At 63.1% G+C, this 19,848-nt stretch carries 23 protein-coding genes; 22 read left to right on the top strand and 1 reads right to left on the bottom strand.

Annotated elements, in window-relative coordinates; genetic code table 11:
- Positions 1-66 precede the first annotated feature (66 nt).
- The 4 genes from IFT98_RS17395 to argE all read left to right on the top strand — a co-directional run bounded on the left by IFT98_RS17395 (position 67) and on the right by argE (position 3,677).
- Positions 67-1,362: a flavin-containing monooxygenase gene (locus IFT98_RS17395; protein WP_192050565.1), complete on the top strand. Its 1,296-nt coding sequence runs from the start codon at positions 67-69 to the stop codon at positions 1,360-1,362.
- Between the two features lie 62 nt (positions 1,363-1,424).
- Positions 1,425-1,835 (top strand): RidA family protein, encoded by a 411-nt coding sequence (locus IFT98_RS17390; RefSeq protein WP_049861888.1) that lies wholly within the window; start codon positions 1,425-1,427, stop codon positions 1,833-1,835.
- A 13-nt stretch (positions 1,836-1,848) separates the two neighbouring features.
- On the top strand, positions 1,849-2,526 hold the full coding sequence (locus IFT98_RS17385) for a DUF1028 domain-containing protein (protein ID WP_192050567.1): 678 nt from the start codon (positions 1,849-1,851) through the stop codon (positions 2,524-2,526).
- Positions 2,523-3,677: an acetylornithine deacetylase gene (argE, locus tag IFT98_RS17380; RefSeq protein WP_192050569.1), complete on the top strand. Its 1,155-nt coding sequence runs from the start codon at positions 2,523-2,525 to the stop codon at positions 3,675-3,677. The genes IFT98_RS17385 and argE overlap by 4 nt, the downstream gene beginning before the upstream one ends.
- Before the next feature lie 83 nt (positions 3,678-3,760).
- Here argE and suhB read toward each other — a convergent pair whose 3' ends face one another.
- Positions 3,761-4,576: a type III secretion system regulator SuhB gene (gene suhB, locus IFT98_RS17375; RefSeq protein WP_122479557.1), complete on the bottom strand. Its 816-nt coding sequence runs from the start codon at positions 4,574-4,576 to the stop codon at positions 3,761-3,763.
- Between the two features lie 133 nt (positions 4,577-4,709).
- On the opposite strand from suhB, the gene trmJ reads away from it, so the two are divergent.
- From trmJ to bamB, 18 genes are all read left to right on the top strand, one after another.
- Positions 4,710-5,462, top strand: a complete 753-nt coding sequence (trmJ, locus tag IFT98_RS17370) for a tRNA (cytosine(32)/uridine(32)-2'-O)-methyltransferase TrmJ (protein ID WP_122479556.1) — start codon at positions 4,710-4,712, stop codon at positions 5,460-5,462.
- Positions 5,463-6,242 (top strand): serine O-acetyltransferase, encoded by a 780-nt coding sequence (cysE, locus tag IFT98_RS17365; RefSeq protein ID WP_192050571.1) that lies wholly within the window; start codon positions 5,463-5,465, stop codon positions 6,240-6,242.
- Positions 6,243-6,455: 213 nt separating this feature from the next.
- On the top strand, positions 6,456-6,953 hold the full coding sequence (iscR, locus tag IFT98_RS17360; protein ID WP_122479554.1) for a Fe-S cluster assembly transcriptional regulator IscR: 498 nt from the start codon (positions 6,456-6,458) through the stop codon (positions 6,951-6,953).
- Between the two features lie 34 nt (positions 6,954-6,987).
- The gene (locus IFT98_RS17355; protein ID WP_122713489.1) at positions 6,988-8,202 is read left to right on the top strand and encodes an IscS subfamily cysteine desulfurase; all 1,215 of its coding nucleotides are present in this window, start codon (positions 6,988-6,990) and stop codon (positions 8,200-8,202) included.
- A 53-nt stretch (positions 8,203-8,255) separates the two neighbouring features.
- Positions 8,256-8,642, top strand: coding sequence for a Fe-S cluster assembly scaffold IscU (gene iscU / locus IFT98_RS17350; protein WP_043186545.1), 387 nt, complete (start codon positions 8,256-8,258; stop codon positions 8,640-8,642).
- Between the two features lie 93 nt (positions 8,643-8,735).
- Complete coding sequence (gene iscA / locus IFT98_RS17345; protein ID WP_122479552.1) at positions 8,736-9,059, top strand: iron-sulfur cluster assembly protein IscA; 324 nt, start codon at positions 8,736-8,738, stop codon at positions 9,057-9,059.
- 8 nt (positions 9,060-9,067) lie between these two features.
- Positions 9,068-9,589, top strand: a complete 522-nt coding sequence (gene hscB / locus IFT98_RS17340; protein ID WP_192050573.1) for a co-chaperone HscB — start codon at positions 9,068-9,070, stop codon at positions 9,587-9,589.
- 46 nt (positions 9,590-9,635) lie between these two features.
- The gene (gene hscA / locus IFT98_RS17335) at positions 9,636-11,498 is read left to right on the top strand and encodes a Fe-S protein assembly chaperone HscA (RefSeq protein ID WP_192050575.1); all 1,863 of its coding nucleotides are present in this window, start codon (positions 9,636-9,638) and stop codon (positions 11,496-11,498) included.
- Between the two features lie 3 nt (positions 11,499-11,501).
- Positions 11,502-11,843 (top strand): ISC system 2Fe-2S type ferredoxin, encoded by a 342-nt coding sequence (gene fdx / locus IFT98_RS17330; protein ID WP_122479549.1) that lies wholly within the window; start codon positions 11,502-11,504, stop codon positions 11,841-11,843.
- Positions 11,844-11,856: 13 nt separating this feature from the next.
- Positions 11,857-12,057: a Fe-S cluster assembly protein IscX gene (gene iscX, locus IFT98_RS17325; protein WP_122796028.1), complete on the top strand. Its 201-nt coding sequence runs from the start codon at positions 11,857-11,859 to the stop codon at positions 12,055-12,057.
- A gap of 88 nt (positions 12,058-12,145) precedes the next feature.
- The gene (gene ndk, locus IFT98_RS17320; RefSeq protein ID WP_043186559.1) at positions 12,146-12,571 is read left to right on the top strand and encodes a nucleoside-diphosphate kinase; all 426 of its coding nucleotides are present in this window, start codon (positions 12,146-12,148) and stop codon (positions 12,569-12,571) included.
- Between the two features lie 28 nt (positions 12,572-12,599).
- Positions 12,600-13,748 (top strand): 23S rRNA (adenine(2503)-C(2))-methyltransferase RlmN, encoded by a 1,149-nt coding sequence (gene rlmN / locus IFT98_RS17315; RefSeq protein ID WP_192050576.1) that lies wholly within the window; start codon positions 12,600-12,602, stop codon positions 13,746-13,748.
- Positions 13,749-13,762: 14 nt separating this feature from the next.
- Positions 13,763-14,518 (top strand): type IV pilus biogenesis/stability protein PilW, encoded by a 756-nt coding sequence (gene pilW / locus IFT98_RS17310; RefSeq protein WP_043186565.1) that lies wholly within the window; start codon positions 13,763-13,765, stop codon positions 14,516-14,518.
- Complete coding sequence (locus tag IFT98_RS17305) at positions 14,515-15,501, top strand: RodZ domain-containing protein (protein WP_192050578.1); 987 nt, start codon at positions 14,515-14,517, stop codon at positions 15,499-15,501. The genes pilW and IFT98_RS17305 overlap by 4 nt, the downstream gene beginning before the upstream one ends.
- A gap of 1 nt (position 15,502) precedes the next feature.
- A complete protein-coding gene (ispG, locus tag IFT98_RS17300; RefSeq protein WP_192050580.1) occupies positions 15,503-16,612 on the top strand; it encodes a flavodoxin-dependent (E)-4-hydroxy-3-methylbut-2-enyl-diphosphate synthase in 1,110 nt (369 codons plus the stop codon).
- A gap of 22 nt (positions 16,613-16,634) precedes the next feature.
- Positions 16,635-17,924 carry a histidine--tRNA ligase gene (gene hisS, locus IFT98_RS17295; protein ID WP_192050582.1) on the top strand — a complete coding sequence of 430 codons (1,290 nt, stop codon included), beginning with the start codon at positions 16,635-16,637 and terminating at the stop codon, positions 17,922-17,924.
- Between the two features lie 42 nt (positions 17,925-17,966).
- Complete coding sequence (locus IFT98_RS17290; protein ID WP_192050584.1) at positions 17,967-18,608, top strand: tetratricopeptide repeat protein; 642 nt, start codon at positions 17,967-17,969, stop codon at positions 18,606-18,608.
- Entirely contained in the window at positions 18,601-19,755 is a 1,155-nt protein-coding gene (bamB, locus tag IFT98_RS17285; protein ID WP_197976741.1) for an outer membrane protein assembly factor BamB, read from the top strand. The genes IFT98_RS17290 and bamB overlap by 8 nt, the downstream gene beginning before the upstream one ends.
- Positions 19,756-19,848 lie beyond the last annotated feature (93 nt).

Here is a 19,848-nt window from a genome sequence, read left to right as displayed (position 1 = left end):
GCGCCCGGCTTTCGAATTTTCATGAAGACAGCGGCAAGCCTCGACGGCCTGCCGAAGGATGCCAAGATGAACCAACAGATCACCGAAATAGACACCCTGGTAGTGGGTGCTGGCCAGGCCGGGGTGGCCATGAGCGAGCACCTGAGCCGTCTGGGCATCCCTCACCTGGTACTGGAGCGGGCTCGCATCGCCGAAGCCTGGCGCTCGGGCCGTTGGGACTCACTGGTGGCCAACGGCCCGGCCTGGCACGATCGGTTCCCCGGTCTGGAGTTCGACATGGACCCGGACGGCTTCGCCGGCAAGGAGCAGGTGGCCGATTATTTCGAAGCCTATGCGCGCACATTCGACGCGCCGATCAAGACCGGTGTGGAGGTCAAGCGCGTGACGCGCAACGTCGGTCGCGCCGGTTTCAGGGTGGAAACCAGCGCGGGCACCTATTCGGTCAAGCACCTGGTGTCGGCCACCGGGCCGTTCCAGAAACCGGTCATCCCGACCATCGCGCCCACTGATTCAACCTTCCACCAGATCCATTCGGCACACTATTTCAACCCCGAGCAATTGCCGGCAGGCGCGGTGCTGGTGGTCGGTGCGGGGTCCTCCGGGGTGCAGATCGCCGAGGAGCTGCTGCGCGCAGGGCGCAAGGTCTACCTCTCGGTTGGTCCGCACGACCGGCCGCCGCGCGCTTATCGCGGACGGGATTTCTGCTGGTGGCTGGGTGTGCTCGGGCTGTGGGACAGCGAGACCGTGCAGGCGGGACGCGAGCACGTCACCATTGCCGTCAGTGGCGCCCGCGGCGGGCATACCGTGGACTTTCGTCGGTTGGCGCAAGCCGGGATGGTGCTGGTCGGCCTGACCGAGCGGTTTACCAACGGTACCGTCACCTTTGCCCAGGACCTGAACGACAACCTCGACCGGGGTGACGAGAACTATCTGGCACTGCTCGATGCGGCCGATGCCTATGCGCAGCGCAACGGCCTGGACCTGCCCCTCGAACCGACCGCCCGCGAGCGCGTGGCTGATGCGGCCTGCATCGCCCAGCCGCTGCAGGCGCTGGACCTGGTCGAGGCGGGCGTGTCCACGATCATCTGGGCCACCGGTTACTCGCAAGACTACGGCTGGCTGCAGGTGGACGCCTTCCACGCCAACGGCAAGCCGCGTCACCAGCGCGGCGTGAGCAGCGAGCAGGGCATCTATTTCGTCGGTCTGCCCTGGTTGTCGCGGCGCGGTTCGGCCTTCATCTGGGGCGTATGGCACGACGCCCGGCATGTCGCTGACCAGATCGCCACCCAGCGCAAGTACCGCGCCTACGACGAGTCCAGGTCGACCGCGGAGATGCCCGCCCCAGTGCGCGCCAACGCTTGATCGCGGCTATTGATCACTACTGTGTCGCGTCCGCTCGACGCACACGCCAAGGAGTTTTGCTCATGGTTACCCATACCCGTATTCGAATGTTCAACACCAAGGATACCTACCCCAATCAGAGCCTGGACAATGACCTGTGCCAGGCTGTACGGGCCGGCAATACCGTCTATGTGCGTGGCCAGGTGGGCACCGATTTCGACGGCAACCTGGTAGGTCTGGGCGACCCGGCGGCACAGGCCGAGCAAGCCATGAAAAACGTCAAGCAGTTGCTGGAAGAGGCGGGCAGCGACCTGTCGCATATCGTCAAGACCACTACCTACATCATTGATCCGCGCTACCGCGAGCCGGTCTATCACGTCGTCGGCCGCTGGCTCAAAGGCGTCTTCCCGATTTCCACGGGGCTGGTGGTGTCGGCCCTGGGCCAGCCGCAGTGGTTGATGGAAATCGACGTGATCGCCGTCATCCCGGACTGAGGAGTTCCCTGCCATGACCTTTTCCATCGCAGCACGTTGCGCCGAAACCGGCCAGTTGGGCATCGCCATCAGTTCTTCGAGCATCGCGGTGGGCGCCCGCTGCCCGTGGTTGCTGGCCGGTGTGGGGGCGGTATCGTCGCAGAACATCACCCTGCCTGCCCTCGGCCCGCAGACGCTTGTGCTGCTCGAACGGCAGGTACCGCCTGCCGAGGCGTTGCAGCAGGTGCTGGGCCGCGACGGTTTCGCTGAGTACCGGCAGATCGTCGCCATCGATGCGCAGGGGCGCAGCGCCCATGTCAGCGGTGGCCAGACCTTGGGCATCCACCATGCGCGCAGCGGTGAGCAATGCGTAGCGGCAGGCAACATGCTGGCCGCCACCGCGGTGGTCGACGCTGTGGTCGAGGCGTTCGAAAAAGCCTCCGGGCACCTGGCCGAGCGCTTGCTGCATGCCATGCTGGCCGGGCTGGCCGCCGGTGGCGAAGCCGGGCCGGTGCACTCTGCGGCGCTGAAAGTAGTGGGTGAGCTGCCTTGGCCCATCGTCGATCTGCGAGTGGACTGGGCCGAGCATGATCCTTTGGGGGAGTTGCAGCAGCTGTGGCAGGCCTACCGACCGCAGATGCAGGACTATATCGACCGCGCTCTGAATCCGGCGGTGGCGCCGGGTTACGGCGTGCCGGGAGACGCCCGATGAGTGCCAGCCGTGATCTGCTGGCGCAGTTGGTGGCCTTCGACACCACCAGTCGCGAGTCGAACCTGGCGCTGATCGAATTCGTTCAGGGCTACCTGGCAGAGTACGGCGTGAGCAGCGAGCTGATCTACAACGAGGCTCGCAGCAAGGCCAATCTGTTCGCCAGCATCGGCCCTGACCATGTGCCGGGCATCGTCCTGTCGGGCCATACCGATGTGGTGCCGGTAGACGGCCAGGCGTGGACTCATCCGCCGTTCCAGCTGAGCGAAGCGGATGGACGCCTGTATGGCCGTGGCACGGCCGACATGAAAGGCTACATCGCCTGCGTGCTGGCGCAGGTGCCGGCATGGGTCGAGGCACCACTGCGCAGGCCGCTGCACATCGCCTTGTCCTACGATGAGGAAGTCGGCTGCCTGGGCGTGCGCTCGCTGCTCGAGGCCTTGCGTCACCGGCCGGTGCAACCGATGTTGTGCGTGATCGGCGAGCCGACCGAACTGGCACCGGTGCTCGGCCACAAGGGCAAGCTGGCGATGCGCTGCGAGGTGGAGGGGCTGGCTTGTCACTCGGCCCATGCGCCCAGCGGGGTCAATGCCATCGAGTACGCCGCGCGGCTGATTGCCGAACTGGGCCGATTGGGCGAGGCGCTGCAAACGCCGGACGCACGCAACGAGCGCTTCGATCCGCCGTTTTCCACGGTGCAGGTGGGGGTGATCGCCGGTGGTACGGCGCTCAACATCGTGCCCCAGCATTGTCGCTTCGATTTCGAGGTGCGCTCGCTGCCCGCCGAGGATCCGCGGCAGTTGACCCAGGCCCTGCAGCGTTACGCCGAGCACACGCTGCTGCCGGCCATGCGCGCGGTCGGTGGCCAGAGCGCCATTCGCTTCAGCGAGTTGTCCAGCTATCCGGGCCTGGACGTGAGCCATGCCAGCGAGGCCGCTGGCTGGATCGCGCGGTTCAGCGGTTCGCGGGCGTTCTCCACGGTAGCGTTCGGCACCGAAGGCGGACTGTTCGATCAGGCAGGTATCGCCACGGTGGTGTGCGGGCCGGGCAGCATGGCGCAGGGGCACAAGCCCGATGAGTTCGTCAGCGTCGCGCAGTTGGCCGGATGCGACGAGATGTTGGGTCGAGTACTGGCCTTTGCCTGCGAAGGGTAGCCGGAGCTGGCGCCTGAATCTGCGGCATGAAAAAAGCACCCCTTGGGGTGCTTTTCTCGTTGCGGCTCTTGTCGCGTCAGGACTCAGCGCTTGAGCGAAGCCGGCAGGTGCGGCTGGATGGCGGTCAGCACCGCCTTGAAGCACTTGGTGTTGCCGGCCACGATGTGGCCGTTTTCCAGGAAGTTGTGACCGCCGGTGAAATCGCTCACCAGACCGCCCGCTTCCTGAATCAGCAGGACGCCTGCAGCCATGTCCCATTCCGACAGACCCGACTCCCAGAATGCGTCGAAGCGGCCGGCGGCGACGTAAGCCAGATCCAGGCTGGCGGAGCCGGCGCGGCGGATGCCTGCGGTCTGGCCCACCAGGCTGCGGAACATGCCCAGGTAGTTGTCGAGGTTGTCCATCTGGTTGTCGCGGAACGGAAAGCCGGTGCCCAGCAGCGCGCCGTCCAGGCTGGTGCGACCGCTGACGCGCAGGCGGCGACCGTTGAGCTGCGCACCGCGGCCACGGCTGGCGGTGAATTCTTCCTGGCGCACCGGGTCCAGAACCACCGCGTGCTCCAGGCGACCGCGGTATTTGCAGGCGATGCTGACGGCGAAATGCGGGACGCCGCGCAGGAAGTTGGTGGTGCCGTCCAGTGGGTCGATGATCCACAGGTAGTCTTCGCCTTCGCCGCTGCCAGCGTGGAAGCCGGTTTCTTCGCCACGGATGCCGTGGGTCGGATAGGCCTTGCGCAGGGCGTCGATGATTTTCTGTTCGGCGGCGCGATCGACTTCGGACACGTAGTCCTTGGCATCTTTCTCGTCGACCTTGATGGTATCCAGGCGCTCGATGGAGCGGAAGATCAATTCACTGGCGCTGCGGGCGGCGCGCAGCGCGATATTCAGCATGGGCTGCATGGACGTTTCACCTAGGTCGTTAAAGAAAGCCGCGCATTCTAGCAGAAAAGTCGTGGACAAGAAGAGGGACATAGCCTTAGTTATAGGCCTTCTGTAATATTTGCCGCCCTTTCCCCGACACAGAGCCCTAGCCGTGCTGGATAACATCCGAGTCGTCCTGGTCAATACCAGCCATCCCGGCAACATCGGTGGAGCGGCGCGCGCCATGAAGAACATGGGCTTGTCGCGGCTGGTGCTGGTCGAGCCCCGCGATTTTCCGTCGCCCGAAGCCGAGGCGCGAGCCTCTGGTGCCAGTGACGTGCTGGAAAACGCCCAGGTGGTCGCCACGCTGGAAGAGGCGCTGGTGGGCTGCACCGTGGTGCTCGGCACCAGCGCCCGCGACCGCAGCCTGCCCTGGCCCTTGGTGGATCCCCGCGAATGCGGCGAGAAAGTCATCGACGAAGCGGGGCAGGGCAAGCAGATCGCGCTGGTGTTCGGCCGCGAGCATGCCGGGCTGACCAACGACGAGCTGCAGCGCTGTCATTTCCATGTGCACATCCCGTCCAACCCCGATTTCAGCTCGCTGAACCTGGCAGCGGCGGTGCAGGTGCTCGGCTATGAGGTGCGCATGGCCTGGCTGGCGGGCAAGCGGCCGGCCGCAGCCATGGAAAAGGCCGAGGAGCTGGCGACCAGCGACGAGATGGAGCGCTTCTATGGCCATCTGCAGGACACGCTGGTCGACATCGCCTTTCTCGACCCGGAAAAGCCGCGGCATTTGATGGCGCGCCTGCGTCGGCTGTTTGGCCGCAGCGCCGTGAACAAGTCGGAAATGAGTATTTTGCGCGGCATTCTCACCGAGACCCAGAAGGTCGCTCGGGGTGAGCCGCATAAGCGCAAGGATCAGTAAATGTTCGAACGTCTGCGGGAAGATATTCAGAGTGTTTTTCATCGCGATCCGGCTGCGCGCAATGCGTTCGAGGTGTTGACCTGCTACCCGGGCATGCACGCCATCTGGCTGCATCGGGCGGCCCATGCCTTGTGGAAGCGGGAGCTGAAATGGCTGGCGCGGGTGGTGTCGAATTTCGGTCGCTGGATGACCGGGATCGAGATTCATCCAGGCGCCACAGTGGGCCGACGCTTTTTCATCGACCACGGCATGGGCATCGTGATCGGCGAGACGGCCGAGATCGGCGATGATGTGACGATCTATCAGGGCGTGACCCTAGGCGGTACCAGCTGGAACAAGGGCAAGCGCCATCCGACCCTGGCCGATGGCGTGGTGGTGGGGGCGGGCGCCAAGGTGCTCGGGCCGTTCACCGTCGGCGCCGGGGCCAAGGTCGGTTCCAACGCGGTGGTGACCAAGGAAGTCCCGCCGGGCGCGACTGTGGTGGGGATCCCGGGCAAGATCATCGTCAAGAGCGATGACCAGCTCGATGCGCGGCGCAAGGCCATGGCCGAAAAGATCGGCTTCGATGCCTACGGTGTCGGTGGCGAAGACATGCCTGACCCGGTGGCGCGGGCCATCGGCCAGTTGCTCGATCACCTGCATGCGGTGGATGGGCGCCTCGAGGGTATGTGTGGCGCGCTCAACCAGTTGGGCAGCGACTACCGTGCCAAGGACCTGCCGCCCCTGCGTGACGAGGATTTCGAATGCGTGCAGGGCGCGGAGCGCAAGACCAACCCCTGATCCAACGGGTCCACCGCGGCGCCCGTTTCGCGACCGATGACCGCTGCCGCGGGGCATAGCGCGCAGCGGGTGCTCCCTCCGGCATCATTAGTCTGCTATCATTGCGCCGCCGTTTTTGCACTCAAGTCCTAGTAATTCAGTAGGACTTATAGTTGACAAATTTACTCGGAAATAGGATGATCGAACCTATTCCGAGAACCCGTGGTACTAGCCATGCGACTGACAACTAAAGGCCGATACGCCGTCACTGCCATGCTTGATCTGGCATTGCACGCGCAGCGTGGGCCGGTCTCATTGGCCGACATCTCCGAGCGCCAGGGCATTTCCCTGTCCTACCTGGAGCAACTGTTCGCCAAGCTGCGCCGGGGCAACCTGGTGTCCAGCGTGCGCGGCCCGGGCGGTGGTTACCAGCTTTCCCGCGAAATGGAAGGCATCCAGGTTGCACAGGTCATCGACGCGGTCAACGAATCGGTCGACGCCACCAAGTGCCAGGGCCTGGGTGATTGCCACGCCGGAGACACCTGCCTGACCCATCACCTGTGGTGCGACCTCAGCCAGCAGATCCATGAATTTTTGAGCGGCATCAGTCTGTCCGACCTTGTCACTCGCCGTGAAGTGCAAGAAGTCGCCCAGCGCCAGGACCTGCGCCGTTGCAACAGCAACGGCCGCACGCAACGTCTGGACAAGATCGAAACGTCTGCCGTCGAATGAGAAAGCCAGGTTAGCCGCCTGATAGGAGATACCAATGAAGTTGCCGATTTACCTCGATTACTCCGCGACCACGCCAGTGGACCCACGCGTTGCACAGAAGATGATCGAATGCCTGCAGATGGACGGGAACTTCGGTAACCCGGCTTCCCGTTCGCACGTATTCGGCTGGAAGGCCGAAGAAGCCGTCGAAAACGCCCGTCGCCAAGTGGCCGACCTGGTCGGTGCCGACCCGCGCGAAATCGTCTGGACCAGCGGTGCCACCGAGTCCGACAACCTCGCGATCAAAGGTGTGGCGCACTTCTACCAGACCAAGGGCAAGCACATCATCACCACCAAGATCGAGCACAAGGCGGTGCTGGACACCACCCGCCAGCTCGAGCGTGAAGGCTTCGACGTCACCTACCTCGAGCCTGGCACCGATGGCCTGGTCACCCCGGCCATGATCGAAGCTGTAATGCGCGACGACACCATCCTGGTTTCGGTCATCCACGTGAACAACGAAATCGGCGTGATCAACGACATCGCGGCCATCGGCGAACTGACCCGTTCGCGCGGCGTGCTGTTCCATGTCGATGCTGCCCAGTCCACCGGCAAGGTCGAGATCGACCTGGCGGCACTCAAGGTCGACCTGATGTCGTTCTCGGCGCACAAGACCTACGGCCCCAAGGGTATCGGCGCGCTGTACGTCAGCCGCAAGCCGCGCGTTCGCCTGGAAGCCGCCATGCACGGCGGTGGTCACGAGCGCGGCATGCGTTCGGGCACGCTGGCCACGCACCAGATCGTCGGCATGGGCGAAGCCTTCCGTATCGCCAAGGAAACCATGGCGGACGAGAACGCACGCATCAAGGCGCTCAGCGACCGCTTCTACCAGCAGGTCGAAAACCTGGAAGAGCTGTACGTCAACGGCAGCCTGACCGCCCGCGTACCGCACAACCTGAACCTGTCCTTCAACTATGTCGAAGGCGAGTCGCTGATCATGGCCCTCAAGGACCTGGCAGTGTCCTCCGGTTCCGCGTGCACCTCGGCCTCGCTCGAGCCCTCGTACGTACTGCGCGCCCTGGGCCGCAACGACGAGCTGGCACACAGCTCCATTCGTTTCACCTTCGGTCGCTTCACTACCGAGGAAGAAGTCGATTACGCCGCGCAGAAAGTCTGCGAGGCCGTCACCAAGCTGCGCGCGTTGTCGCCGCTGTGGGACATGTACAAAGACGGTGTCGATATCTCGAAGATCGAGTGGGCGGCGCACTAAGTAGCTGCCGGCAAGAGCGGCTTACCTGATGAGTTTCAGTAAGGATCAATATCATGGCTTACAGTGAAAAGGTCATCGACCACTACGAAAACCCACGTAACGTGGGCAAGATGGACGCCGAAGATGCCGACGTCGGCACTGGCATGGTCGGCGCTCCGGCGTGCGGCGATGTGATGCGTCTGCAGATCCGCGTCAACGAGCAGGGCATCATCGAAGATGCCAAGTTCAAGACCTACGGCTGCGGTTCGGCCATTGCTTCCAGCTCCCTCGCCACCGAGTGGATGAAGGGCAAGACCCTGGACGAAGCCGAGACCATCAAGAACACCCAGCTGGCCGAAGAACTGGCGTTGCCGCCGGTGAAGATCCACTGCTCGGTGCTCGCCGAGGACGCCATCAAGGCGGCCGTACGCGACTACAAGCAGAAGAAAGGTCTGCTCTGAGTAAGAGCGAAGAAGCTGGACACAGTCGCAGGTTCGATACAGCGCGGTGCGGGTGACCGCTCGCGCGCAACCGTTTGCAGGTAAGGAGTCACGATGGCCATCAGCATGACAGAAGCCGCCGCCAACCACGTTCGCCGCTCCCTGGCAGGGCGTGGCAAGGGTGACGGCATTCGTTTGGGCGTACGCACCACCGGTTGCTCGGGGTTGGCCTACGTGCTGGAGTTCGTCGATGAGGCCGGCAGCGAAGACAAGGTCTTCGAGAACCATGGCGTCAAGGTGATCATCGATCCCAAGAGCCTGGTCTACCTGGACGGTACCGAGCTCGATTTTGTCAAGGAAGGGTTGAACGAAGGCTTCAAGTTCAACAACCCCAACGTACGCGGCGAATGTGGCTGCGGCGAAAGCTTCAATATCTGAGGCTGACCGTGGGTACTCCTTGTCATTTCGCCCTGTTCGACCTCAAACCCGGCTTTCGTCTGGATCTCGACCACTTGGCTACCCGCTATCGCGAGTTGGCCCGTGAAGTCCATCCCGATCGCTTCGCCGACGCTTCCGAGCGCGAGCAACGCCAGGCGCTTGAAAAATCGGCGGGTTTGAACGATGCCTACCAGACCCTGAAGGCTGCGCCCAAGCGTGCGCGTTACCTGCTGTCCATCGGTGGGCGGGAAGTACCGCAGGAAGTCACGGTCCACGACCCGGACTTTCTTCTGCAGCAGATGCAGTGGCGCGAAGAGCTCGAAGACCTGCAGGACAGTGCCGACTTGCCCGGTGTGGCTGCCTTCAAGCGTCGGGTCAAGGCCGCGCAGGCTGAACTCGAAGACAGCTTCGCTGCCTGTTGGGATGACGCGGCGCAACGCGAACAGGCCGAACGCCTGATGCGGCGCATGCAGTTTCTCGACAAGCTTTCCTATGAAGTGCGCCAGCTCGAAGAGCGCCTCGACGATTAACCCAGTGTCGCTACGGCCGCACGCCTGAATTCCTGACCTGATAAGCATGGCCCTACTGCAGATCGCCGAACCTGGCCAGAGTCCTCAACCACACCAGCGTCGTCTGGCCGTGGGGATCGACCTGGGCACTACCAATTCGCTGGTCGCTGCGCTGCGCAGCGGTCTATCCGAACCCCTGGCAGACCCAGACGGGCAGGTCATCCTGCCGTCTGCCGTTCGCTATCACGCCGATCGTGTCGAGGTCGGTGCGGCTGCCAAGGCCGCCGCCGCCAGTGACCCCTTCAATACCGTGCTCTCGGTCAAGCGCCTGATGGGCCGTGGCCTGGCCGACGTCAAGCAGCTGGGCGAGCAATTGCCCTACCGCTTCGTCGGTGGCGAGTCGCACATGCCGTTCATCGAGACCGTTCAAGGGCCGAAGAGCCCGGTGGAAGTGTCTGCCGATATCCTCAAGGCGCTGCGCCAGCGGGCCGAAGATGTCCTGGGCGGCGACCTTGTCGGGGCGGTGATCACCGTTCCCGCCTATTTCGATGACGCCCAGCGGCAAGCCACCAAGGACGCCGCGCGTCTGGCCGGGCTGAACGTGCTGCGCCTGCTCAACGAGCCGACGGCCGCCGCCGTGGCCTATGGCCTGGATCAGCACGCCGAAGGGTTGGTGGCGATCTACGACCTGGGTGGCGGCACTTTCGATATCTCCATCCTGCGCCTGACCGGCGGGGTTTTCGAAGTGCTGGCCACCGGCGGCGACAGTGCGCTGGGTGGCGACGACTTCGATCATGCCATCGCAGGCTGGATCGTCGAGCAGGCGGGCGTATCCGCCAACCTCGACCCTGGTGCGCAGCGCCAATTGCTGCAGGCGGCCTGCGCTGCCAAGGAAGCCCTGAGCCAGTCGTACAGCACCACCATCGAATACGGCAGCTGGAGCGCGGAGCTCACTCGCGACGCCTTCCAAGCGCTGATCGAACCCATGGTCGCGCGCAGCCTCAAGGCCTGCCGGCGTGCCGTGCGTGACGCCAGCATCGAAATCGACGAGATCCTCGCCGTGGTCATGGTCGGTGGCTCCACCCGCGTGCCGCGGGTACGTGAAGCGGTGGGCGAGCTGTTCGGGCGCCAGCCGCTGACCGATATCGACCCCGATCAGGTGGTGGCGATCGGTGCGGCCATCCAGGCCGACACCCTGGCCGGCAACAAGCGCGACGGCGGCGAGCTGTTGCTGCTCGACGTCATCCCGTTGTCGCTGGGGTTGGAAACCATGGGCGGGCTGATGGAGAAGGTGATTCCACGCAACACCACCATTCCCGTTGCGCGTGCCCAGGATTTCACCACCTACAAGGACGGCCAGTCGGCCTTGCTCGTGCACGTTCTGCAGGGTGAGCGCGAATTGATCAGCGACTGCCGCTCCCTGGCCCGCTTCGAGCTGCGCGGCATTCCTGCCATGGTGGCCGGCGCGGCAAAGATCCGCGTGACCTTTCAGGTCGATGCCGATGGCCTGCTCAGCGTGTCCGCCCGCGAATTGGGCTCGGGCGTCGAGGCAAGCATTCAGGTCAAGCCATCCTATGGCCTGACCGACGGCGAGATCGCCAGAATGCTCACCGATTCCTTCCAGTATGCCGGTGACGACAAGGTCGCTCGCCAGCTGCGCGAGCACCAGGTCGACGGCGAGCGCCTGCTCGAAGCGGTACAGGCCGCGCTGGACGCCGATGGCGAGCGTCTGCTCGACGACGAAGAGCGCATGGTGATCGGCCTGCAGATGGACGAATTGCGCGCCCGGGTCAAAGGCGACGACGGTCCGGCCATCGAACAGCAGACCAAGCTGCTGTCGCAAGTGACCGATGCCTTTGCTGCGCGTCGCATGAACAATGCCGTGAAAGACGCCCTGTCGGGGCGCAACCTGAATGAAATTGAGGAATAACTGATGCCGAAGGTGACTTTTCTGCCCCACGCCGAGCATTGCCCGGACGGCATGGTGGTCGAAGCTGAAACTGGCCGGTCGCTGCTCGACGTTGCCCACGATCATCACATCGAGATCGAGAGTGCCTGTGGCGGCGTGTGCGCCTGCACCACCTGCCATTGCGTGATCCGTGCCGGTTTCGACACGCTGGAAGAAGCCGACGAGCTGGAAGAGGATTTCCTCGATCGCGCCTGGGGCCTTGAGCCGACGTCGCGCCTGAGCTGCCAGGCCAAGGTCGGCACCCAGGACATCACCGTCGAGATTCCCAAGTACTCGCTCAATCACGCTGCCGAAGCGCCGCACTGACCGAGGAATCGTCATGAGCTATGGTTGGAATGATGTACAGCGGATCGCCGAGGAGCTGGAAGAACAGCATCCGGAACTCGATCCGTACTCGGTCGGCTTCACTCGCCTGCAGCAGATGATCAAGGCGCTGCCGGATTTCGACGACGCCTCCGGTCGCGTCGGCGAGAAGGTGCTCGAAGCGGTGCAGACCCTCTGGGCTGCCGAAAAGGACTGATCGATTTGCAGGTTAGGCAATACCCCGGAACCCGCGTATAATTCGCGGGTTTAATTTTTCGCTTCAATCACTGTTTCTGGAGTTTCACATGGCTGTTCAACGTACTTTCTCCATCATCAAGCCCGACGCTGTCGCCAAGAACGTCATCGGCGAGATCACCACTCGTTTCGAAAAAGCCGGCCTGCGCGTCGTTGCCTCGAAACTCAAGCAACTGTCCAAAGCCGAAGCCGAAGGCTTCTACGCCGAACACAGCGCTCGTGGCTTCTTCGGTGAGCTGGTTGCCTTCATGACTTCCGGCCCGGTTGTCGTCCAGGTTCTGGAAGGCGAAAACGCCATCGCTCTGAACCGCGAACTGATGGGTGCTACCAACCCTAAAGAAGCTGCTGCCGGTACCATCCGTGCCGACTTCGCCGAATCCATCGACGCCAATGCCGTCCACGGTTCGGACTCCGAAGCCGCTGCTGCCCGCGAAATCGCATACTTCTTCGCTACTACCGAAGTAACCACTCGCTAAGCCACGGCCAACGAGTGAAGGTGAACCCATGACTGATATGACTGGCAAGACGAACCTGTTGGGGCTGACTCAACCGGAAATGGAACAGTTCTTCGACTCGATCGGGGAGAAGCGCTTTCGTGCCGGTCAGGTCATGAAGTGGATTCACCATTTTGGCGTGGACGATTTCGATGCCATGACCAACGTCGGCAAGGCCCTGCGCGAAAAGCTCAAGGCCTGTGCCGAGATCCGCGGCCCCGAAGTGGTCAGCGAGGACATCTCCACCGACGGCACCCGCAAGTGGGTGGTGCGCGTGGCGTCCGGCAGCTGCGTCGAGACCGTCTACATTCCCCAGGGCAAGCGTGGCACCTTGTGTGTGTCGTCCCAGGCGGGCTGTGCGCTGGATTGCAGTTTCTGCTCCACCGGCAAACAAGGCTTCAACAGCAACCTCACCGCCGCCGAAGTCATTGGCCAGGTGTGGATTGCCAACAAATCCTTCGGCAGCGTCCCGGCGACCGTCGACCGTGCCATCACCAACGTGGTGATGATGGGCATGGGCGAGCCGCTGCTGAACTTCGACAACGTCATCGCGGCCATGCGCCTGATGATGGATGACCTGGGCTATGGCATCTCCAAACGCCGGGTCACCCTGTCGACCTCGGGCGTGGTACCGATGATCGACGTGCTCGCCGATCACATCGACGTCTCCCTGGCCCTTTCGCTGCACGCGCCCAACGACGCGTTGCGCAACCAGTTGGTGCCGATCAACAAGAAGTACCCGCTCAAGATGCTGCTCGAGTCGTGCCAGCGCTACATGTCGCAACTGGGCGAGAAGCGTGTACTGACCATCGAATACACCTTGCTCAAGGACGTCAACGACCAGCTCGAGCATGCCGTGGAAATGGTCGAGTTGCTCAAGAACGTGCCCTGCAAGGTCAACCTCATTCCGTTCAACCCGTTCCCGCATTCCGGCTACGAGCGCCCGAGCAACAATGCGATCCGTCGGTTCCAGGATCACCTGCATCAGGCGGGCTTCAACGTCACCGTACGCACCACCCGTGGCGAGGACATCGACGCTGCCTGTGGCCAGTTGGTGGGGCAGGTCATTGACCGCACGCGCCGCAGTGAACGCTACATCGCCGTACGCCAATTAGGCGCTGAGGCCGATATGCCGCAAACTGCCGCGAATCGGAACTGAACGAGAGGAACCCCATGACCCTGCGCGCTGCGCTGCTGATCGTATTCGCCTTGCTGACCGGCTGCGTCACCACGGGCAAGGTCAATCCGATGGACACCAGCAAGGGTCGGGACGAGGCGCGTCAGGCGTATGTGCAACTGGGCCTGGGCTACCTGCAGGAAGGCAGTACCGAACGGGCGAAGATCCCCTTGAAGAAGGCCCTGGAGCTGAACAGCTCCGACGCCGACGCCAATGCCGCACTGGCCCTAGTGTTCCAGGCGGAGATGGAACCGGAGCTTGCCGAGCAGCATTTTCGCAAGGCTTTGAACGCTCGCAGCGATGCCCGTATCCTGAACAACTACGGAAGTTTCCTGTACGAGCAGAAACGCTACAAGGAAGCCTATGAATTGTTCGAGAAGGCCGCCGCCGATACGCTCTATCCAGAGCGTTCGCGGGTCTTCGAGAACCTCGGCATGACCGCCGTGGCCCTTGGGCAGCGCGAGGTGGCGCAGCAGAACCTGGAGAAGGCCCTGCGGCTCAACCGCCAGCAGCCGCGTGCGTTGCTGGAAATGGCCGAGATGTCATACCAGGACATGCATTATGTGCCGGCCAAGGAGTATTTCGACCGGTTCACCCAGTTGAGCGAGCACACCGCGCGCAGCCTGCTGCTCGGCACGCGTCTGGCGAAAGTCTACGAAGACAAGAACAAGGCCGCCAGTTATGGCCTGCAACTCAAACGGCTTTATCCCGGTACGCCGGAATATCAGCAATACCTGTCGGAGCAAAGATGAAAGCGGCGCATCCCGAAGTAGCAGCAGGCTCTCGTGTAAACCCCGGCGATACCTTGCGTCAGGCCCGCGAAAGCAAAGAGTGGTCGTTGCCTGAGGTGGCCGCACGGCTCAATCTCACGCCCACCTCGCTGGCCAACCTGGAAGCGGGCGCGTTCGACAAGCTGCCCGGGCATACCTTTTCCCGTGGCTACATCCGCGCCTATGCCAAGTTGCTGGGTCTGGATCAAGCGGTGCTGGTGCAGGCATTCGATCAATACACGGGCACCAATGCGCAAGGCAGCAACGTGCATGGCCTGGGTCGCATCGAAGAGCCCTCGCGTCTGGCCCACAACCTGCTGCGCATCGTCAGCCTGATGCTGGTGCTGGCCCTGGTGGGCGGCGGCTTCCTCTGGTGGCAGGACAAGACCACTGCCCGTGGCACCGATCCGACCAACGTTGCGCTGGAGCACGTCGAAGTCGAAAGCGCCGATGGCACCACCCAGATTCATCCGCTCGACGAGCCTGAAGACCAGGCGGTCGTAGCTGCGCGCGAAGGCGAGCCGACGGCCTTGAGCCTGACCCAGGGCCAAGCCCCGGTCGATCCGGCCACCACCGGGACGCCGGCCGCCACGGCCGCGCAGACGCCAGCGGCGCTGCCGCAGGCGCCTGCGGCCGCTGCCGCGCCAAGCCCGAGCACGGTCGCGACCACCAGCGCTGCCGACCCGGCTGCCGTCCCTGCTCCCGTAGAGGCTCCAGTTGCCGGGCAAGGCCAGGTCGGGATCAATTTCGTCGCCGATTGCTGGACCCAGGTCAGTGATGCCACCGGCAAGGTCCTGTATAGCGGTCTCAAGCGTTCCGGCGAGAACCTTCAGGTCGGCGGCAAGCCGCCGTTCGCCATACGCCTGGGCGTGGCCAATGCCGCCCAGGTGACTTACAACGGTCAAGCGGTGGATGTCGCGCCCTTTACCAAGGGCAATACTGCTCGCATGAAGCTGGGGCAATAACATGCACGGTGAATCTCCGATCAAGCGCCGCGAATCGCGCAAAATATGGGTTGGCTCGGTGCCGGTGGGGGGCGATGCGCCCATTGCCGTGCAAAGCATGACCAACACTGATACCAATGACGTCGATGCCACCGTGGGGCAGATCCAACGTCTGGTCGATGCCGGTGCCGACATCGTGCGCGTGTCGGTGCCCGACATGGACGCCGCCGAGGCGTTTGGTCGCATCAAGCAGCGGATCAGCGTGCCGCTGGTGGCCGATATCCACTTCGACTACAAGATCGCCCTGCGCGTGGCCGAACTGGGCGTGGACTGCCTGCGCATCAACCCCGGCAACATCGGTCGCGAAGACCGCGTGCGCGCCGTGGTCGATGCCGCTCGCGACCGCGGGATCCCGATCCGTATCGGTGTCAACGCAGGTTCGCTGGAAAAGGACCTGCAGAAGAAGTATGGCGAGCCGACGCCCGAAGCACTGGTCGAGTCGGCGCTACGTCACGTCGAGCATCTGGTGCGCCTGGATTTCCACGATTTCAAGGTCAGCGTGAAGGCGTCCGATGTGTTCATGGCCGTCGATGCCTATCGCCTGCTGGCCAAGCAGATCATCCAGCCATTGCACCTGGGCATCACCGAGGCCGGTGGCCTGCGCTCCGGCACGGTCAAGTCGGCGGTCGGTCTGGGCATGCTGCTGGCCGACGGTATCGGCGACACCATCCGCATCTCGCTGGCAGCCGATCCTGTGGAAGAGGTCAAGGTCGGTTACGACATCCTCAAGTCATTGCGCCTGCGTTCGCGCGGCATCAACTTCATTGCCTGCCCCAGCTGTTCACGGCAGAACTTCGACGTGGTCAAGACCATGAACGAACTGGAAGGGCGTCTCGAAGACCTGCTGGTGCCGCTGGACGTCGCGGTCATCGGTTGCGTGGTCAACGGACCGGGCGAGGCCAAGGAGGCCCATGTCGGCCTGACTGGCGGTACGCCGAACCTGATCTACATCGACGGCAAGCCGTCACAGAAACTGACCAACGACAATCTGGTGGATGAGCTCGAGCGGCTGATCCGGCAGAAGGCAGCGGAAAAGGTCGAAGCCGACGCGGCATTGATCATCCGCGGCTAACCCGGATTTCTAAGGATATTTTGTGAGCAAGACTCTGCAAGCCATTCGTGGCATGAACGACATCCTGCCCGAGCAGACGCCGCTGTGGCGCTACTTCGAAGGCACCGTGGCCGGTTTGCTGGACGGCTACGGCTACCGCCAGATCCGCATGCCCATCGTCGAGTTCACCGACCTGTTCAAGCGTTCCATCGGCGAAGTCACCGATATCGTCGAAAAAGAGATGTACACCTTCGAGGATCGCAACGGCGATTCCCTCACCCTGCGCCCAGAAGGCACCGCAGCCTGTGTCCGCGCAGTGCTCGAGCATGGCTTGAGCGGTGGTGGCCAGGTGCAGAAGCTCTGGTACATGGGGCCGATGTTTCGCCATGAACGGCCGCAGAAAGGGCGCTACCGCCAGTTCCACCAGATCGGCCTGGAGGTGTTCAACCTCGACGGCCCGGACATCGATGCCGAGCTGATCGTGCTGACCTGGCGGCTGTGGAAGCTGCTGGGCATTCGTGACGCGGTCACCCTGGAACTTAACAGCCTGGGTACCAGCGAAGCGCGCGGTCGCTATCGCGAGGCGTTGGTGGAGTTTCTCACCGCGCACCTGGACCAGATCGACGAGGACAGTCAGCGCCGCCTGAAAACCAACCCGCTGCGCGTGCTCGATACCAAGCATCCGGAAACCCAGGCGGTGTTGGTCAACGCACCTAAGCTGGCGGATTATCTCGACGACGAGTCGCGCGTGCATTTCGAAGGTTTGAAGGCACGTCTGGACGCCGCCGGCATTCCCTACGTGATCAACCCCAAGCTGGTGCGTGGCCTGGACTACTACAGCAAGACCGTCTTCGAATGGGTCACCGACAAGCTGGGCGCGCAGGGCACTGTCTGTGCCGGCGGCCGCTATGACGGTCTGGTCGAACAGATGGGCGGCAAGCCGACACCTGGCGTGGGCTTTGCGATGGGCATCGAACGCCTGATACTGCTGCTCGAAACCCTGGAACAGGTGCCCGAGTCGATTTCCCGACAGGTCGATGTGTACCTGTGTGCATTCGGCGAGCAGGCCGAGCTGGCAGGTCTGACCCTGGCCGAGCGGCTGCGCGACGAGGTGCCTGGCCTGCGCCTGATGGTCAATGCCGGCGCCGGCAGCTTCAAGAGCCAGTTCAAGAAAGCCGACAAGAGCGGGGCGTTGCATGCCTTGATTCTGGGGGACGACGAACTGGCCCAACAAGTGATAGGTTTCAAACCCCTGCGCGGCCAGGGCGAACAACAGAACATTGCCTGGTCGGCATTGGCCGGCCATCTGGCGACCTGCGTTGTGCAGGGCTGAATCAAGCAAGCATCAAGCATTTGCGCGAATAGGAGCATTGGGGTGTCGAGTACCGAAGACGAACAAATGGGCGAACTCAAGGACTGGTGGCAGCGTAACGGCAAGCCCTTGGTGACCGGTGGCCTGCTGGCCCTGGTCATCGTGTTCGGCTGGCAAGCCTGGACCCGATACCAGAGCAACCAGTCGCAGAGCGCTTCCAATCTGTACCAGCAGTTGCTGGAAGCCAGCCTGACCCCGACCGGCAAGCCTGATACCGCCCAGGTGGCGGATCTGGCCGGCAAGCTGAAGAACGAGTTCGGCGGTACTGCCTACGCGCAGTACGCCAGTCTGTTCCTGGCCAAGGCCGCCGTCGATGCCGGCAAGCTCGATGACGCTGCAGCCGAACTCAAGACGGTGGTCGACAAGCCAGCCGACGCTACCTTGGGTGAAGTTGCGCGTCAGCGCCTGGCACAGGTCATGGCCGCGCAGAACAAGGCCGAAGATGCCTTGAAACTGCTCGACGGCGACACCGACAAGGCCTTCTTGGCGGCCCGCGAGGAGCTCAAGGGCGATTTGCTAGTGCAGTTGGGCCGCAGCGACGACGCCTATGCCGCGTATCAAAAAGCCAAGGCTGCGCTGTCCGATGAAGCGGCGGTCGGTGGCCTTCAAATCAAGCTCGACGACCTGGCCAAAGGGGATGCGTGACGTGATCCGTTGGAAACATGCAGCATTGCTGGCCCTGGCCTTGATGGCGGTGGGTTGCAGCAGCAACAGCAAGAAGGAACTGCCACCGGCCGAACTCACCGACTTCAAGGAAGAAGTGTCCTTGCAGAAGGTCTGGAGCCGCGGGATCGGTGATGGCCAAGGCAAGACCTACAACATGCTCGTGCCGGCCGTCGAGAATGACCGCATCTACGCCGCCGATGTAACTGGCGAAGTGGTCGCGATGAACCGCATGACCGGTGACGTGTTGTGGAAAAAGGATCTGGACCAGCCGGTTTCCGGTGCCGTCGGTGTGAGCTACGGCCTGCTGACCCTGGGCACCTTGCGCGGCGACGTGATTGCACTCGACGCCGACACTGGCGAGCAGCGCTGGAAAAAGCGGGTGAACAGCGAAGTGCTGGCGCCACCGGCCAACAACGGCAACGTCGTGGTAGTGCAGACCCAGGATGATCGTCTGATCGGTCTGGACGCCAGCACCGGTGATCAGCGCTGGCTGTACGACAGCACGCCTGCGGTCCTGACCCTGCGTGGCACCGGCGCGCCGCTGGTGACCAACCAGTTGGCGATCGCCGGTCTGTCGACTGGCAAGGTCGTGGCACTCGATATCTCCAACGGCGTGCCGGTCTGGGAAGCGCGGGTTGCCGTGCCGCAGGGCCGTTCCGAGCTGGATCGGGTGGTCGATATCGACGGCGGCCTGCTGCTGTCCGGTGGCACGTTGTATGTGACCACCTACCAGGGCCGCATGGCCGGCCTGGACCTGGAAAGCGGGCGTGTGCTGTGGCAGCGTGATGCCTCCAGCTACGCAGGTGTCGCGCAGGGCTTCGGCAACGTCTACACCAGCCTGGCCTCGGGAACCGTGGAGGGCGTCGACGAGCGTTCCACCACCGCCCTGTGGAGCAACGACCAGCTGGTCCGTCGACAGCTGTCGGCGCCCGAAGTGTTTTCCAGCTACATCGCAGTGGGCGACCTGGAAGGTTATGTCCATCTGTTGAGCCAGGTAGACGGTCGTTTCGTCAGCCGCACCCGGGTTGACAGTGATGGCGTGCGGGCTCGCCCGCTGGTCGTCGGCGACATGCTTTATATTTTCGGCAACAGTGGCAAGCTGGAAGCCCTGACCGTCAAGCAGTGATTGACTATGCTTGCTGACACCCGCGGGTGTCGGCAAGCCGCTTCCTTTGAAGCGCCTCGAACTCCGGCCGCTGCCTGCAGCGGCCTTTGTATT

Origin of the sequence: Pseudomonas sp. CFBP 8770 (genome assembly GCF_014841705.1) — a bacterium.
GTDB lineage: Bacteria > Pseudomonadota > Gammaproteobacteria > Pseudomonadales > Pseudomonadaceae > Aquipseudomonas.
This window is presented reverse-complemented; position numbering and strand designations above follow the sequence as displayed.

What these genes read in the sequence shown, in the direction of transcription:
- IFT98_RS17395 (WP_192050565.1), top strand. Translation starts at nt 67, where the DNA reads ATGAACCAACAGATCACCGAAATAGACACCCTGGTAGTGGGTGCTGGC.
- pilW (WP_043186565.1), top strand. Translation starts at nt 13,763, where the DNA reads ATGACCCTGCGCGCTGCGCTGCTGATCGTATTCGCCTTGCTGACCGGC.
- ndk (WP_043186559.1), top strand. Translation starts at nt 12,146, where the DNA reads ATGGCTGTTCAACGTACTTTCTCCATCATCAAGCCCGACGCTGTCGCC.
- argE (WP_192050569.1), top strand. Translation starts at nt 2,523, where the DNA reads ATGAGTGCCAGCCGTGATCTGCTGGCGCAGTTGGTGGCCTTCGACACC.
- suhB (WP_122479557.1), bottom strand. Translation starts at nt 4,576, where the DNA reads ATGCAGCCCATGCTGAATATCGCGCTGCGCGCCGCCCGCAGCGCCAGT.
- ispG (WP_192050580.1), top strand. Translation starts at nt 15,503, where the DNA reads ATGCACGGTGAATCTCCGATCAAGCGCCGCGAATCGCGCAAAATATGG.
- cysE (WP_192050571.1), top strand. Translation starts at nt 5,463, where the DNA reads ATGTTCGAACGTCTGCGGGAAGATATTCAGAGTGTTTTTCATCGCGAT.
- iscX (WP_122796028.1), top strand. Translation starts at nt 11,857, where the DNA reads ATGAGCTATGGTTGGAATGATGTACAGCGGATCGCCGAGGAGCTGGAA.
- rlmN (WP_192050576.1), top strand. Translation starts at nt 12,600, where the DNA reads ATGACTGATATGACTGGCAAGACGAACCTGTTGGGGCTGACTCAACCG.
- fdx (WP_122479549.1), top strand. Translation starts at nt 11,502, where the DNA reads ATGCCGAAGGTGACTTTTCTGCCCCACGCCGAGCATTGCCCGGACGGC.
- hscA (WP_192050575.1), top strand. Translation starts at nt 9,636, where the DNA reads ATGGCCCTACTGCAGATCGCCGAACCTGGCCAGAGTCCTCAACCACAC.
- iscU (WP_043186545.1), top strand. Translation starts at nt 8,256, where the DNA reads ATGGCTTACAGTGAAAAGGTCATCGACCACTACGAAAACCCACGTAAC.
- IFT98_RS17355 (WP_122713489.1), top strand. Translation starts at nt 6,988, where the DNA reads ATGAAGTTGCCGATTTACCTCGATTACTCCGCGACCACGCCAGTGGAC.
- iscR (WP_122479554.1), top strand. Translation starts at nt 6,456, where the DNA reads ATGCGACTGACAACTAAAGGCCGATACGCCGTCACTGCCATGCTTGAT.
- iscA (WP_122479552.1), top strand. Translation starts at nt 8,736, where the DNA reads ATGGCCATCAGCATGACAGAAGCCGCCGCCAACCACGTTCGCCGCTCC.
- IFT98_RS17390 (WP_049861888.1), top strand. Translation starts at nt 1,425, where the DNA reads ATGGTTACCCATACCCGTATTCGAATGTTCAACACCAAGGATACCTAC.
- bamB (WP_197976741.1), top strand. Translation starts at nt 18,601, where the DNA reads ATGCGTGACGTGATCCGTTGGAAACATGCAGCATTGCTGGCCCTGGCC.
- IFT98_RS17305 (WP_192050578.1), top strand. Translation starts at nt 14,515, where the DNA reads ATGAAAGCGGCGCATCCCGAAGTAGCAGCAGGCTCTCGTGTAAACCCC.
- IFT98_RS17385 (WP_192050567.1), top strand. Translation starts at nt 1,849, where the DNA reads ATGACCTTTTCCATCGCAGCACGTTGCGCCGAAACCGGCCAGTTGGGC.